15 protein-coding genes and 1 riboswitch are annotated in these 12,752 nt (G+C 59.3%); of the genes, 6 read left to right on the forward strand and 9 right to left on the reverse strand.

The window, feature by feature from the left end:
* Positions 1-446 precede the first annotated feature (446 nt).
* The 3 genes from msrQ to BUA42_RS19000 form a co-directional block, all read right to left on the reverse strand.
* Entirely contained in the window at positions 447-1,061 is a 615-nt protein-coding gene (gene msrQ / locus BUA42_RS18990; RefSeq protein WP_072779925.1) for a protein-methionine-sulfoxide reductase heme-binding subunit MsrQ, read from the reverse strand.
* A 2-nt stretch (positions 1,062-1,063) separates the two neighbouring features.
* Positions 1,064-1,969 carry a protein-methionine-sulfoxide reductase catalytic subunit MsrP gene (gene msrP / locus BUA42_RS18995; RefSeq protein WP_072780009.1) on the reverse strand — a complete coding sequence of 302 codons (906 nt, stop codon included), beginning with the start codon at positions 1,967-1,969 and terminating at the stop codon, positions 1,064-1,066.
* 121 nt (positions 1,970-2,090) lie between these two features.
* Positions 2,091-2,432 (reverse strand): cupin domain-containing protein, encoded by a 342-nt coding sequence (locus BUA42_RS19000; protein ID WP_072779926.1) that lies wholly within the window; start codon positions 2,430-2,432, stop codon positions 2,091-2,093.
* A gap of 116 nt (positions 2,433-2,548) precedes the next feature.
* Positions 2,549-2,695, forward strand: a riboswitch (FMN riboswitch).
* 74 nt (positions 2,696-2,769) lie between these two features.
* Between BUA42_RS19000 and BUA42_RS19005 the strand changes: the two genes are divergently transcribed.
* The gene (locus BUA42_RS19005) at positions 2,770-3,204 is read left to right on the forward strand and encodes a 6,7-dimethyl-8-ribityllumazine synthase (protein ID WP_072780010.1); all 435 of its coding nucleotides are present in this window, start codon (positions 2,770-2,772) and stop codon (positions 3,202-3,204) included.
* 34 nt (positions 3,205-3,238) lie between these two features.
* Here the strand turns inward: BUA42_RS19005 and BUA42_RS19010 are convergent, their stop codons facing one another.
* Positions 3,239-4,720, reverse strand: coding sequence for an FMN-binding glutamate synthase family protein (locus tag BUA42_RS19010; protein ID WP_072779927.1), 1,482 nt, complete (start codon positions 4,718-4,720; stop codon positions 3,239-3,241).
* Between the two features lie 115 nt (positions 4,721-4,835).
* Here BUA42_RS19010 and BUA42_RS19015 point away from each other — a divergent pair, with 115 nt between their 5' ends.
* From BUA42_RS19015 to BUA42_RS19035, 4 genes are all read left to right on the forward strand, one after another.
* Positions 4,836-5,282: a DUF302 domain-containing protein gene (locus BUA42_RS19015; protein WP_072779928.1), complete on the forward strand. Its 447-nt coding sequence runs from the start codon at positions 4,836-4,838 to the stop codon at positions 5,280-5,282.
* 184 nt (positions 5,283-5,466) lie between these two features.
* Entirely contained in the window at positions 5,467-5,955 is a 489-nt protein-coding gene (locus BUA42_RS19020; protein WP_072779929.1) for a fasciclin domain-containing protein, read from the forward strand.
* 94 nt (positions 5,956-6,049) lie between these two features.
* The gene (locus BUA42_RS19025) at positions 6,050-6,784 is read left to right on the forward strand and encodes a BglII/BstYI family type II restriction endonuclease (RefSeq protein ID WP_072779930.1); all 735 of its coding nucleotides are present in this window, start codon (positions 6,050-6,052) and stop codon (positions 6,782-6,784) included.
* A gap of 228 nt (positions 6,785-7,012) precedes the next feature.
* Positions 7,013-7,234 (forward strand): hypothetical protein, encoded by a 222-nt coding sequence (locus BUA42_RS19035; RefSeq protein WP_072779932.1) that lies wholly within the window; start codon positions 7,013-7,015, stop codon positions 7,232-7,234.
* Positions 7,235-7,261: 27 nt separating this feature from the next.
* Here the strand turns inward: BUA42_RS19035 and BUA42_RS19040 are convergent, their stop codons facing one another.
* The 4 genes from BUA42_RS19040 to BUA42_RS19055 all read right to left on the reverse strand — a co-directional run bounded on the left by BUA42_RS19040 (position 7,262) and on the right by BUA42_RS19055 (position 11,488).
* Positions 7,262-7,918 carry an MT-A70 family methyltransferase gene (locus tag BUA42_RS19040; protein ID WP_072779933.1) on the reverse strand — a complete coding sequence of 219 codons (657 nt, stop codon included), beginning with the start codon at positions 7,916-7,918 and terminating at the stop codon, positions 7,262-7,264.
* 144 nt (positions 7,919-8,062) lie between these two features.
* A complete protein-coding gene (clpB, locus tag BUA42_RS19045; protein ID WP_072779934.1) occupies positions 8,063-10,678 on the reverse strand; it encodes an ATP-dependent chaperone ClpB in 2,616 nt (871 codons plus the stop codon).
* A 124-nt stretch (positions 10,679-10,802) separates the two neighbouring features.
* A complete protein-coding gene (locus BUA42_RS19050) occupies positions 10,803-11,069 on the reverse strand; it encodes a hypothetical protein (protein ID WP_072779935.1) in 267 nt (88 codons plus the stop codon).
* Complete coding sequence (locus BUA42_RS19055) at positions 11,066-11,488, reverse strand: hypothetical protein (protein ID WP_072779936.1); 423 nt, start codon at positions 11,486-11,488, stop codon at positions 11,066-11,068. The genes BUA42_RS19050 and BUA42_RS19055 overlap by 4 nt, the downstream gene beginning before the upstream one ends.
* A 107-nt stretch (positions 11,489-11,595) precedes the next feature.
* Between BUA42_RS19055 and pyrF the strand changes: the two genes are divergently transcribed.
* Positions 11,596-12,312: an orotidine-5'-phosphate decarboxylase gene (pyrF, locus tag BUA42_RS19060; RefSeq protein WP_072779937.1), complete on the forward strand. Its 717-nt coding sequence runs from the start codon at positions 11,596-11,598 to the stop codon at positions 12,310-12,312.
* Here the strand turns inward: pyrF and BUA42_RS19065 are convergent.
* Positions 12,309-12,710: an NUDIX domain-containing protein gene (locus BUA42_RS19065; RefSeq protein WP_072779938.1), complete on the reverse strand. Its 402-nt coding sequence runs from the start codon at positions 12,708-12,710 to the stop codon at positions 12,309-12,311. The two genes, pyrF and BUA42_RS19065, sit on opposite strands and share 4 nt — an antisense overlap.
* Positions 12,711-12,752 lie beyond the last annotated feature (42 nt).

Here is a 12,752-nt window from a genome sequence, read left to right on the forward strand (position 1 = left end):
GCGATATCCAGACGTCCGTTCGCCGAAACAAACCAAACCGCCCGCATATCTCTTCAGATATCATCAATGTCAAAGAGCCAAACCCCAGAGACAAATACCAGACCAGTGCGCCCTATAGAACCGGCGCGCCCGCCTGACATAAACCTCTAAAGTTATCCGCTAGATCAGCCTCGAAGCTCAGCCCCGCTTCCGATCCGCGTCCCAACGTCCGCCTCAGCAGCGCCGGTGAAGGGGTATTTACGGTTAGGGCGGTGGGGGTGCAAGAGGAAAATTCGACCAAACTGCACTTTTTTTCATTTTTTCATTTTGCTTATGAAAACATGGGTTTGACGCAATTATGTGTCGTCAGTCCGCGTCGATACAGCTGAATTTTCTGATCATGCCCACATCTTGGGCTTTGTGAAAACCACACCGCTACAGCTGGCGCTCGCGTGAAGTGGATCAGCCTATCCCCGGGCGGGTGTCGAGCGACTCGCCCAAGGTAACTCGCGGATGCGCGTGGCCAGCAGCCCCAGAATGACCAGTGCATACAGGATCGGCTCCCACTGGAAGCCCTTGACCAGAAGCAGGAAGTGCAGCGCGCCCAGAATGGCGATCGGATAGACCAGCTTGTGCAGCTTGCGCCACGTGTCAGTACCCAGTTTCCGCAGGCTCCAATTGTTCGATGTCAGCGCCAGCGGGACCATCAATACAAAGGCCAGCATACCGACGGTGATGTACCATCGCTTCACGATGTCGGCCCAGACATTCTGGAACTGCACATCCAAGACCAGCCACGTGAGCAGATGGGCCAGCAGATAGAAAAACGTGATCACGCCGATCGCCCGACGGAACTTGAGAAGGTTCACGCCTGCGAACCGGCGCAACGGGGTCACGGCCAGACCCGCGATGATCAGCCAGAGGCTCCACAGGCCCAGCTGGTGTTCGATCACCTTGGCAGGGTCCACACCCAACTGCCCGGTCAGGCCCAGGTAATAGATCCAGAGCACCGGAAATGGCGCCGCCGCATACAGCACCCATGCGTGCACGCGGCGCAGACCAGAGTTGAGCGCAGCCACCATGGTCAGATGAACTCGCTCAGGTCCATGCCGTCGTAGAGGCTGGCAACGTCTTCTTCGTAGCCGTTGAACATGAGGGTCGGTTGGCGCTTGGCGAAAAGGCCGCCGCCGATCCGGCGTTCGGTCGCCTGTGACCACCGCGGATGATCCACGTTCGGATTCACATTACTATAGAAGCCGTACTCGCGCGGGTTGGTGACGTTCCAGCTTGCGGGCGGCTCTTCCTCCACCAGCGAGATACGGACAATCGACTTGATCGATTTGAAACCGTATTTCCACGGCACCACCAGACGCATCGGTGCACCGTTCTGTTTGGGGATGTCGCGGCCGTAGATGCCGGTCGCCATCATCGTCAGCGGATGCATGGCCTCATCGAGACGCAGACCTTCCACATAGGGCCAGTCCAGAACGGGCGATGCGAGACCGGGCATTTCCTCGGGGCGCATGGCTGTCTCGAAGGCGACGTATCTGGCAGAAGACTGAACACCGACCCAATCCAGGAGATCGGCCAGTTCAAACCCGTTCCATGGGATCACCATTGACCACGCCTCGACACAGCGGAACCGGTAGATGCGCTCCTCGACGGTCATCTGGGACAGGATATCGGCAAAGCTGTAATCGCCCGGCTTGTCGACCAAACCATCGATCCGCACGGTCCATGGGTCGATCGTGAGGCGATGGGCATTGCGCGCCGGGTCGTCCTTGCCGGTGCCGAACTCATAGTAGTTGTTGTAGCTGGTGATCTCTTCCCAAGTGTTCGGCTCCAGCGCGTCCTGAGCGCGGGATGCCATCGGCATCGCTCCGGCAATGGCCCCCGCCGCGGCGCCCGCCATCAACTGGCGTCGGTTCAGGTATGCGGCGTAGGGGGTCACGTCGTCAGACGTCAGCGTGTTTTTCCAGCGAAATGCCATGAGGTCCTCTGCTTTGATTTCCAACAGGATATAGAAAGCGGATGCGCGTCATCCAAACCAACTCGTCTCACATTGGCGTGGTGGTTTTGAAATGTTTGGCAAAAGTCGCAGCGGATTGCGGTCAAGACCCCGCTTTGATCGGATACCGATCCGCTTCCGCGAAAGCATCGATCACACATGTGCCCGCCTTGATCCGGGCGCCGTGTTCGACACCTGCGGGGATATCGTAGCTTTCACCAGGGCGGTAGGTTTTCGTCTTTCCGCCAATCGTCAATTCAAGTTCTCCTTCAATCACGGTGCCCCATTGCGCGCCGTGCGCATGCGGCGGCAGCTCCATATCCTTGTGAAATGTAAAGAAGGCCACCAGACCGCTATCGGATCGGATCACGTTGCTCTGAACGACGTCGTCGGGGAAGGGCACGTCGAGCGCCGGGAAGGATTGGATGAAATCGGGATAAGCCATGGGAAGGTCCTGTCATGCGGTTTGTGACACAGCCGCAGCCTGCGAGACGCAACGCCGCTTGGCAATGGCTGGCTGCACGGCGCACTTGCCATGGGTCAGGAATTCTGCGACCGAGGGCCCGTTCTCAGGGCGGGGCGGAATTCCCCACCGGCGGTAAGTGGGGAAACCTGCAAGCCCGCGAGCGCCTCTCGCGTTGAGAGGGTCAAGCAGATCAGGTGCGATTCCTGAGCCGACGGTCAAAGTCCGGATGAAAGAGAATATGTGGCCGACCCGCATCTGCGGGTTCGGTTTGCATGTGATCGCCTTGGGTGACGTGTCACTACGAAAGGAGATCCACATGACACACACCCGATACGCTTTTATCAAAGCCAACTGGCACCACGAGATTGTCGATCAGGCACTGGTCGGATTTCTGGAAATGGTTCCAAAAACCAGCGTTGACGTGTTCGACGTGCCCGGCGCGTTCGAGATGCCGCTTTTGGCCCGCGATCTGGCACGTACAGGGCGCTACTCTGCCATCGCTGCGGCGGCCTTCGTTGTAGATGGCGGCATTTACCGGCACGAGTTCGTGGCGCAAGCCGTGGTCAACGGTCTGATGCAGGTCGGTCTGGAAACCGATGTGCCTGTCTTGTCCGTCTCATTGACCCCGCATCAGTATCAGGAGACCGAACATCACACCCGCATCTATCGCGAGCACTTCGTCCTGAAGGGCCGCGAAGCTGGCCAAGCGGCTCTCAAGATGACAGAGCTGCGCACCGCCAAGGCAGCCTGACCGAACTTGGGCGGTGGGCAACCACCGCCTGACACTACGCGGCGGATTGCGGCCAGAGATCAGACATCAGAATGGACCGACCGTCCGGTTGCACGACGCGCACGTGTTGACGTCGCATCAGGCGCGGTTCAGCCACTCCGACGGAATGGGCGATGGTTTCTACCTCTTTGACGATCTCCTTTGCATAGGCCGCGACGCGCAGTTCCTTGTCTTCGACAACAAGCCCTGACTGAAAGCGTGGATTGTGCGTGGTGATGCCGGTGGGACAGGTGTTCTTGTTGCACTTGAGCGCCTGAATGCAGCCCAACGCAAACATGAAGCCCCGTGCCGAGGTGACGAAATCCGCCCCAGTCGCAAGCGCCCATGCCACGTCCCCTGGATTGACCAGCTTGCCGCTTGCCACCAGTGGAACGCGGTCGCGCAGACCGTGGGCATTGCGGATGTTGGCGACCATGGGCAGCGCCTCGCGAATGCTCATCCCGACAAGGTCGATCAGAGGCATCGGGGCCGCGCCTGTTCCGCCTTCTCCGCCGTCGATGGTGATGAAATCCGGCGCGGCATCCGCCCCTCGTTTCGAGATGGCGTCGAACAGCGCGGCAACACCGTCTTCGGACCCGACGCACATCTTGATGCCCGCCGGTTTGCCGGTCACATCCCTCACACGCGCGATCATGTCCATGAGGTCGTCCCAATCATCGACCTCTTCGTGCCGATTGGGCGAGATGCTATCCTGTCCCTCAGGTATGCCACGCACGCGCGCGATTTCTGGCGTGATCTTCGCGCCCGGAAGGATGCCGCCCTTGCCCGGTTTCGCCCCCTGACTCAGCTTGATCTCGAACATGCGCACTGTCTCGTGCGCCGCCACCTCGCGCAGCTTGTCTTCGTCCAGCGCGCCGTTTTCGTCCCGAACTCCGTACTTGGCCGTGCCGATCTGAAAGACGATGTCGCAGCCACCTTCAAGGTGATAGGGGGACAAACCGCCTTCGCCGGTATTCATCCAGATGCCCGCGCGCCTTGCTCCTCGACTCAGCGCCTGCACAGCCGGCTTTGAGATCGCGCCGTAGCTCATGCCGGACAGATTGAAGAAAGACCGCGCTGTAAAAGGCATCCTCGCGCCCGGACCAATCACCTTTGGCTCAGAACTCGCAAACTGGTTGTCGACCGGCGGAAATGGCGCGTTCACAAAAATCGGCGTGCCCACGATCGAGGTGTTCCGCGTCGATCCGAACGCCACGGTGTTCCCATGGCCCTCTGCTGACCGTTTCACCCATTCCCGCTGTGCCCGATTGAACGGTAGCTCCTCGCGGTCCATGGCGAAAAAGTATTGCCGAAAGAACTCCCCAAGGGTCGAGAACAGCCCGCGAAACCGACCGATAACCGGATAGTTCCGGCGGATGGCGTCGCTTGTCTGCGACCGGTCGATAATCAGCAGCGCGATCCCGATCAACACGGCCACGCCGATCAGGCCGACAAACAGCACTGCCAGAAAATTCAACGCGTACATTGCAGCGCCCATCACAGCCTCACATTCGATTCATTGCATTTATTGCAACATCCAGACTACACTATCGGCACAGCGCTCCGACTCTGTCGACCTGAAACCTGCCACACCTGCCACAAATGGTGATCCCATGAAACGTCTGCTCGCCTGCCTCATCCTGACCGTCCTCGCCTCCGGTGCCGTGGCGAAAGACGTCATTACCTACGACACGGACCAATCCTTCGACGATGTCATCTTCGGCCTCGAAAGCGCGATCCTAGACCGTGGTCTGGTGATCGACAGCATCAGCCACACGGGTGACATGCTCGAACGCACCAAGGGCGACGTCGGATCCGACGTGACGCTGTACCTGCACGCCGATGTCTACAGCTTCTGTTCGGCTCAGCTCTCGCGCGAGGTGATGGAGGTCGATCCGATGAACATCATCTATTGCCCTTACGACATTTTCGTCATGGTCCGTCCCGAGACGCCCGACACCACCACCATTGGGTTCCGCACCTTTCCAGATGGGCCGATGAAGCAGATCGAGGCACTTCTCGACGGCATCAGTCGAGCCGCAATCGGGCTGGATGAATAACGGACCTCACACGCGATATCACAAGAATATCAGTTGATTGCGCAAAATCCTGCGGCTTAGGCGGCGAGGCTTTGCCGTCAAGCCATATCGGCGAAAATCCCCGGTCATCCAAAACGATTTTACCATCGTTATATGGACAGATGTGGATGACACACATCACAACGTTATCAAAAGGACGACCCTAATGTTTCGTAAGACAACAATCGCCGTCACTACCGCAGCCGCTCTTCTGGGCACAGCCGCCATCGCAGGCTCCATGGGCAAGAAAGACATCGTGGACACTGCCGTTGAAGCAGGTTCCTTCACCACGCTCGTGCAGGCAGTCGAAGCAGCTGGCCTCGTTGACACTCTGAAAGGCGAAGGCCCGTTCACCGTGTTCGCACCGACTGATGAAGCGTTCGCTGCTCTGCCGGAAGGTACGCTGGAAGACCTCCTTCTGCCGGAGAACCAGGATCAGCTGGTCGCGATCCTGACCTACCACGTCGTGCCGGGCACCGTCATGTCCACGGACCTGACCGACGACATGGAAGCAGCGACCGTTCAGGGCTCTAGCGTGACGATCGATCTCGACAATGGCGTCATGGTCGAAGAAGCGTCTGTCGTGACTGCAGACATCGAAACGTCGAATGGCGTCATTCACGTCATCGACAAGGTGATCCTGCCGGAAGGTTAAATCCACCACTCGCACAAAACCTTCAGGGGCCGCCAAACTGGCGGCCCCTTTCTTGTCTCTGGGTTTCACGCGCATCGCCTGCTAACAGCAGGGAATGTTCCAGGCGCTCACCGACAAAGGCTATGACATCGCCATTTCTAACCACGCAGGCGCGATCCTGTCGGTGGATTTCTCTCGCGTGACCCGCGAACTGGTTGGCGCGCTAGAGGATTTGACGATCCCCGACACCGAACTGATCGGCTCAGGTGGCGGCGAAGCTCCGTCGACGCAACGCCTGCGCCGAAGACTCTACGAAGCGGGCTGGCCAAAACACACGTTCGACTTCCGTTTGATCGTCGATGGCCGCGAAACCGTTTCGCATAGCCACGAGATCGACCACGTCCGCCGCGCCCATGCCGGCACCGTCGCGCTCGAGATCGAATGGAACAACAAGGACCCGTTCTTCGACCGTGACCTGGAAAACTTTCAGCGTTTGCACGCGCAATCAGCCATTTCCGTCGGCGTCCTGATCACCCGTGGCGCAAGCCTGCAAGACCAGATGCTGAACATCATCCAGAATTGCATCATCCGTCACGGGATCGAAAACGAGGTTGCACTCGTCGAGGCGTTCAACATGAAGGACCGCACCAAACGTCAGCGCGAAGCGGTCGACCGACTGATGGCATCCGGTCTGCCCTTCCCCGATGCGTTCGCCAAGCAATTCGTCAGCGACAAATTCGGGGCCGCGACAACGCACTGGCAAAAGCTGAAAGACCGGATCGACCGTGGCGTCGGCAACCCGTGCCCTTTGCTCCTGATTGGCTTGCCCGCATCGATCATCACTGCATGACCTTCATCGATTTGCCGTAATATCCAGGCATAATCCTTGTATGCGGCACGGATTCGAAGATCATGGGCTGAGACCCTATTTCATCTCTGCGGCACTTGTCGCTCTGATCGCATACGCGCTGCTGATCGTGTGGATCGCCTTTCTCCCCCCTGACGAACTCAGCAGAGAAGACAAAGCGCTTTCACTAACACTTTTGACGGCACTACCTGCAAAATTCGGCCTTTCGTAGTGTTCAAGCATTTCAAGGTGCCTCCTAAACGCCGCGAACGACTGTCGACCGCATTGTTCATCGGTCTCATAGTCGCTCTATTTAAAGCAACCGAGGTCGGCGGTTACGTCAATGCCATCCGCACGTTCTGCGTGACGTTCACTCTCGCAACACTCGCGGTGATGGCGCTTGACGTCGCCACAGACTGGATATGGACAAAATGGAAAGCACGCAGTGCCTGACTGCTCAGGGTGCTTTCTTGGTCCCGCCTACTCGGCCGCGACGCTCGAATTGTGCTTATAGGTCTTCCAGGTCGGCTTGTAGTCATCGTCAGCCTGATTGCCCCAAACGGTCCAGCCATCGCGACGTCCCCGGCCAAACAGTTCAAGATACGGACCCCAGGAACAGCCTTCGATGATCCGGTACTGTTCATCCGGCTTGCGGCTGTGCTCGCGCTTGCGCGTCTTGAGCACATCGCCGTCGGGCTCTTCCGCCTCGATGTAATTCACCTGGCTCCGGCCGGGAGCAAGAGTACGGACATCTTTTCCACGCACGCCGAAAAGGAGAATCTCGGTCACATTGCGGAAATAGAAACCAACACCGCGGCCATCAGGGCCGCCGTCTTTGCGCACCTTTTCCCATATGATGTTCGACTTGTATTCGAACCCCCACGCGTCCAGCACCTGCAAGCCCTCTGGCAAAAGCGCGTTTGGCACCCAAAGGTAGCAATGCGCCCGGTCTTCCAGATGCTCAGCCACGGGCAGCGCGCAGATTTCACCCAGTTCCATCGTCGGATAACGGGCAAGCCGCTTGTGCTCGGGCGCGACCTTGCCGGTGCGGTTCTGGAATCGCCAAGGAGGATCGGCCATGACACAGCCAAAACGGTCTTCGCCCAAGAAACCGCGCAGATCGTCTGCCGCTGTCATACCTGCCTCCGCTTGTGTGGTCTGCCACATCTACCGCAACATCTAGTCGACAGTAAACGGGATTCCCCTGCGCACGAAAGCGTTTTCCCAAAGAAGTCCTAAAAAATCGTAGGCCGGGCAAATGCCCGGCCTACAGATCATTGGTTAGTGTACGACCGCATCATCCGGTCGTGGCCGGTTCGACGCCGCCACACGGTCACCGATGATGAGCCCTTCAGCCCCTGCCGTGACCGGTACCATGTCGCCGTCCGCGATATCGCCAGCCAACAGCATCTCTGCCAGCGGATCCTGCAAAGCGCGCTGGATCACGCGCTTCAATGGCCGCGCGCCGAAGACCGGGTCGTAGCCCTCCTCGGCAAGCCACTTGCGAGCACCGTCGTCGAGTTGCAGGTCGATCTTCCGCGCCGCCAGCCGCTTGAGCAGCCGCGTCATCTGAATATCGACGATCCCCGCCATATCCTCACGCTTCAGGCGATCGAAGATCACGGTCTCATCCAGACGGTTCAGGAACTCCGGCCGGAAATGCGCCCGCACAGCGTCCATCACGTCGCGTTTGGCCTGGCTCGGATCAGCGCCATCGGGCAACTGGCTCAACGCCTGAGACCCAAGGTTCGACGTCAAAACGATCAACGTCTGCTTGAAGTCCACCGTCCGGCCCTGACCATCGGTCAGTACGCCATCATCGAGCACCTGCAACAGCACGTTGAACACGTCCGGATGTGCCTTTTCGACTTCGTCGAACAGAACCACCTGATACGGACGCCGCCGCACGGCTTCGGTCAGCACACCGCCCTCGTCGTATCCGACGTAGCCCGGAGGCGCGCCGATCAGACGGGCCACCGCGTGTTTCTCCATGAACTCCGACATATCGATGCGCACCATGGCGTTGTCGTCGTCAAAGAGGAACTCGGCCACAGCCTTGGTCAACTCAGTCTTACCGACACCGGTCGGCCCGAGGAACAGGAAGCTGCCCAGCGGACGGTTCTCGTCGTTCAGCCCCGCACGCGCGCGCCGCACGGCATTCGCAACGGCACGCACCGCCTGATCCTGACCGATGACCCGCTTGTGCAGACCGTCTTCCATGCGCAAGAGCTTCTCACGCTCACCTTCAAGCATCTTGGACGTCGGAATACCGGTCCAACGCTCGACGACGCCAGCGATCTGTTCAGGGCGCACAGCCTCTTCTACCATCACGTCGTCATCGGCGCTTTCGGCCTCGGACAACTGTTTTTCAAGCTGCGGGATCACGCCATAGGACAGCTCCCCAGCCTTCGCCAAATTGCCTTCGCGCTTGGCGATTTCCAACTCGGCCCGTGCCTTGTCGAGCTGTTCCTTCAACTCGCGCGCCGACGCAAGCTTGTCGCGCTCCGCCTGCCACTTGGCCGTCATCTCCGCCGATTGCTGCTGCAGTTCGGAGAGGTCCTTTTCCAGCTTCTCAAGCCGGTCTTTCGACGCCTGATCGTCTTCCAGACGCAGCGCCTCGACCTCGATCTGCTTTTGCAGAATGTCACGGTCAAGCGCGTCCAGTTCCTCCGGCTTGGAGTCGACTTCCATCCGCAACCGCGACGCGGCCTCGTCCATCAGGTCGATGGCCTTGTCAGGCAAAAAGCGATCCGTGATGTAGCGATGCGAAAGCGTGGCCGCAGACACCAGGGCCGAGTCCGAAATTCGCACCCCGTGGTGCAGTTCGTACTTTTCCTTGATCCCGCGCAGGATGGAAATCGTGTCCTCGACTGTTGGCTCAAGAACCATCACCGGTTGGAACCGGCGGGCCAAAGCCGCGTCTTTTTCCACGTGCTTGCGGAACTCATCCAACGTCGTCGCACCCACACAGTGTAACTCACCCCGCGCAAGCGCAGGCTTGAGCAGGTTCGACGCATCCATCGCGCCATCGGCCTTGCCCGCACCCACGAGCGTGTGCATCTCGTCGATGAAAAGGACGATCTCACCGGCAGCTGCGGTGACTTCGGACAGGATGGCTTTCAGTCGCTCTTCGAACTCACCGCGGTACTTCGCACCGGCAATCAGCGCACCCATGTCGAGCGCAAGCAATCGCTTGTTGCGCAAGCTCTCGGGCACGTCACCGTTGACGATCCGCAACGCGAGACCTTCGGCGATTGCCGTCTTACCCACACCGGGCTCACCAATCAGAACAGGGTTGTTCTTGGTCCGGCGCGACAGCACCTGCATCGCGCGCCGGATTTCGTCGTCGCGCCCGATGATCGGGTCGATCTTGCCCTCGCGCGCCCGTTGGGTCAGGTCCAGCGTGTATTTCTTCAGCGCCTCGTACTGATCCTCAGCGCTCGCGCTGTCCGCTGTACGCCCTTTGCGTATGTCATTGATGGCAGAATTCAGTGCCTGTGCATTGACCGCACCGGCGTCCAAAGCCTCTTTCGCAGGGGATTTCACCATCGCCAGCGCCATCAAAATGCGCTCGACCGGGACAAAGCTGTCGCCCGCCTTTTTCGCGATCTTCTCGGCCTCGTCGAGGACTTTGCCGGTTGCTGAATCAAGATATACCTGACCGGCATCACCCGATACCTGCGGGATCTTGGCGAGCTTGCCATCCAGCGCCTGAACAACGCGCTGCGGCGCACCGTCGGCAGCCGTGATGAGGTTGGAGGCCAGCCCCTGCTCATCATCCATCAATGCTTTCAGAATGTGTTCGGGTGCCAGCCGCTGGTGGCTCTCCCGCATCGCGATCGTCTGGGCGGCCTGAATAAAGCCGCGCGACCGCTCCGTGAACTTCTCTAAGTTCATGGGCCTTCTCCTTCTCCTAAGCACCCTGAAACCTGAAAACGCCCGCTTGGCGGCACGTCTTGTGTAGGGCCTTCGGATAAAGAGATGGGAAACGAAAACGACCCCTTCAAGGGGCCGTGATCGCTCAGTTCTGTATTTCTTCGAGAACGGTTTCGTTATCGCCGTATTCCGGTCCGGACGGGCTCGGGATGAAACTGCCGTCTGTGTCAGGGTCGTCAACCACTTCAAGCGCAGTCTGAGGCGCCACACCCGTATCGAGAGGGCTTGTCTCGATTTGTGCCGAAGGGGGCGCTGCGGGGCCGCCGGTGCGCTCACCGACGAGCACCATACCGCCCGCGAGGGCAACAAATCCAAGCGGAATGAGGACGTATACTGTGCGTGGCATCGTCATCCTGAGCTCCCTTCAACTTCGTCGGCCCGGATAAGACCCGTGTCATTGCTTACCGTGCCATTCTCAAGGTCATGTACGTCGCTCGGCGACAAAAGACGGCGCCCCTCATCTGCGACAGTGTTTTCGTATCCCGGACGCTCTATCGCCGTTAGGTCAGACGCGTCACCAGAGCCGTCGATAAGCGATCCAGTGTCCACATGCATGACGACGCCGTCATCCGATAACGCAACGGTCCCTTCAGGGTTGCTTCCTGCCCCTGTCGGATTCTGTGCAACGGTATCTGCATAAGGATTGGTCTCTGAGTACGGTGTCGGGCCAAAGACCCATACTGCGACACCGACAAGGCCAAGGCACACCACCGAAACAGCGGTGAACGACAGCGCGGTGCGCGTAAAGCTTGGTTTGTGGAAGTCAGTCATTGGTTGTTCCTTTCGTTGCCTTCTCAACGGCTGAGCTGCGTCAGAGTTCCTTGACCCGAACAAACCACCCTGTAAGACAAGGCAAATTTGCAGAGGGAGTTCACCCCATGACCGATGACCGTTTGATCGTTGCTCTGGACGTGCCGAATGCCGTTGCCGGTCTTGAACTGGCGGCCCGGATTGGGGACGCGGTGTCATTCTACAAAATCGGCCTTGGCATGCTGACCGGCGGCGGTCTGGCGCTGGCGAATGAGCTGAAGCAGGACCACGGCAAACGCATCTTTCTCGACATGAAACTGTTCGACATCGGCGCGACCGTCGAAGCGGCAACACGTGGCCTCGCGCAGTTCGATCTCGATTTCCTGACGGTGCACGGAGATCCCCATGTTGTCCGTGCTGCAAAAGAAGGCGCGTCAGGGTCGGACCTGAAAATTCTGGCTGTCACGATCCTGACCTCGCTCGACAGGAGCGATCTTGATGCCAATCTGATCCGCGAAGGCGACATTCCCGAAATCGTGGCCGAGCGCGCGGTTAAAGCTTTCGAGGCAGGTGCCGATGGAGTAATTGCGTCGCCCAACGAGGCGGCCATGATCCGTGCTCTGCCCGAGGCCGAGGGTCGATTGATCGTCACGCCCGGCGTGCGCCCTGCGGGGGCCGATCTTGGCGATCAAAAACGTGTCGCAACCCCGGCCAATGCAATCGCCAGCGGCGTCGACCATATCGTGGTCGGACGCCCGGTCTGGCGCGCGACCAACCCGCGTGCAGCCGCCCTCGCCATCGTCGCCGAGATGCAATCGCCGCAAGCTGTTCAAGCCAACGCCTAATCCTGCGGACGCGTGGTCACATAGCGCTGCACCATCATCGCGAAATGCGGGACGGCGTCTCTATGGCTGATAAACGACTGGGGCAGCATGAGGTGCCAGCCCAGCCCTTCACCGCCGAACACGATATCGCGGTCCGCGCCATCGGGAAGATGCGAGGCAAAAAACACGCCGCGCTTGTACCTTGCCCGCCAGACCAGATGGTCGTGTTCCAATCGAAGGCCGATTTCTTCGTGAGTCTCGCGTAAGACACAGGCTTCCGCCGTCTCGTCGCCTTCACGCCCGCCACCCGGCAGGTCGAGCCGCCCTGGCCAGGGGATACCGGGCGTGTGGTCACGCTTGAGCACCACGATCTGCGGACCGATAAAGAGGATCAGTTTCGCCCCGCCGAACTCTGTCACCGCTTGACCCTTTTGCCTTCTCAGCCGTGGGTGTACTCTGCC

It is taken from the genome of Marivita hallyeonensis, assembly GCF_900129875.1.
GTDB classification, from domain to species: domain Bacteria; phylum Pseudomonadota; class Alphaproteobacteria; order Rhodobacterales; family Rhodobacteraceae; genus Marivita; species Marivita hallyeonensis.

Excerpts from the sequence above, each read along its gene's own strand:
- msrQ (WP_072779925.1), bottom strand. The coding sequence starts at position 1,061 with ATGGTGGCTGCGCTCAACTCTGGTCTGCGCCGCGTGCACGCATGGGTG.
- msrP (WP_072780009.1), bottom strand. The coding sequence starts at position 1,969 with ATGGCATTTCGCTGGAAAAACACGCTGACGTCTGACGACGTGACCCCC.
- BUA42_RS19000 (WP_072779926.1), bottom strand. The coding sequence starts at position 2,432 with ATGGCTTATCCCGATTTCATCCAATCCTTCCCGGCGCTCGACGTGCCC.
- BUA42_RS19005 (WP_072780010.1), top strand. The coding sequence starts at position 2,770 with ATGACACACACCCGATACGCTTTTATCAAAGCCAACTGGCACCACGAG.
- BUA42_RS19010 (WP_072779927.1), bottom strand. The coding sequence starts at position 4,720 with ATGGGCGCTGCAATGTACGCGTTGAATTTTCTGGCAGTGCTGTTTGTC.
- BUA42_RS19015 (WP_072779928.1), top strand. The coding sequence starts at position 4,836 with ATGAAACGTCTGCTCGCCTGCCTCATCCTGACCGTCCTCGCCTCCGGT.
- BUA42_RS19020 (WP_072779929.1), top strand. The coding sequence starts at position 5,467 with ATGTTTCGTAAGACAACAATCGCCGTCACTACCGCAGCCGCTCTTCTG.
- BUA42_RS19025 (WP_072779930.1), top strand. The coding sequence starts at position 6,050 with ATGTTCCAGGCGCTCACCGACAAAGGCTATGACATCGCCATTTCTAAC.
- BUA42_RS19040 (WP_072779933.1), bottom strand. The coding sequence starts at position 7,918 with ATGACAGCGGCAGACGATCTGCGCGGTTTCTTGGGCGAAGACCGTTTT.
- clpB (WP_072779934.1), bottom strand. The coding sequence starts at position 10,678 with ATGAACTTAGAGAAGTTCACGGAGCGGTCGCGCGGCTTTATTCAGGCC.
- BUA42_RS19050 (WP_072779935.1), bottom strand. The coding sequence starts at position 11,069 with ATGACGATGCCACGCACAGTATACGTCCTCATTCCGCTTGGATTTGTT.
- BUA42_RS19055 (WP_072779936.1), bottom strand. The coding sequence starts at position 11,488 with ATGACTGACTTCCACAAACCAAGCTTTACGCGCACCGCGCTGTCGTTC.
- pyrF (WP_072779937.1), top strand. The coding sequence starts at position 11,596 with ATGACCGATGACCGTTTGATCGTTGCTCTGGACGTGCCGAATGCCGTT.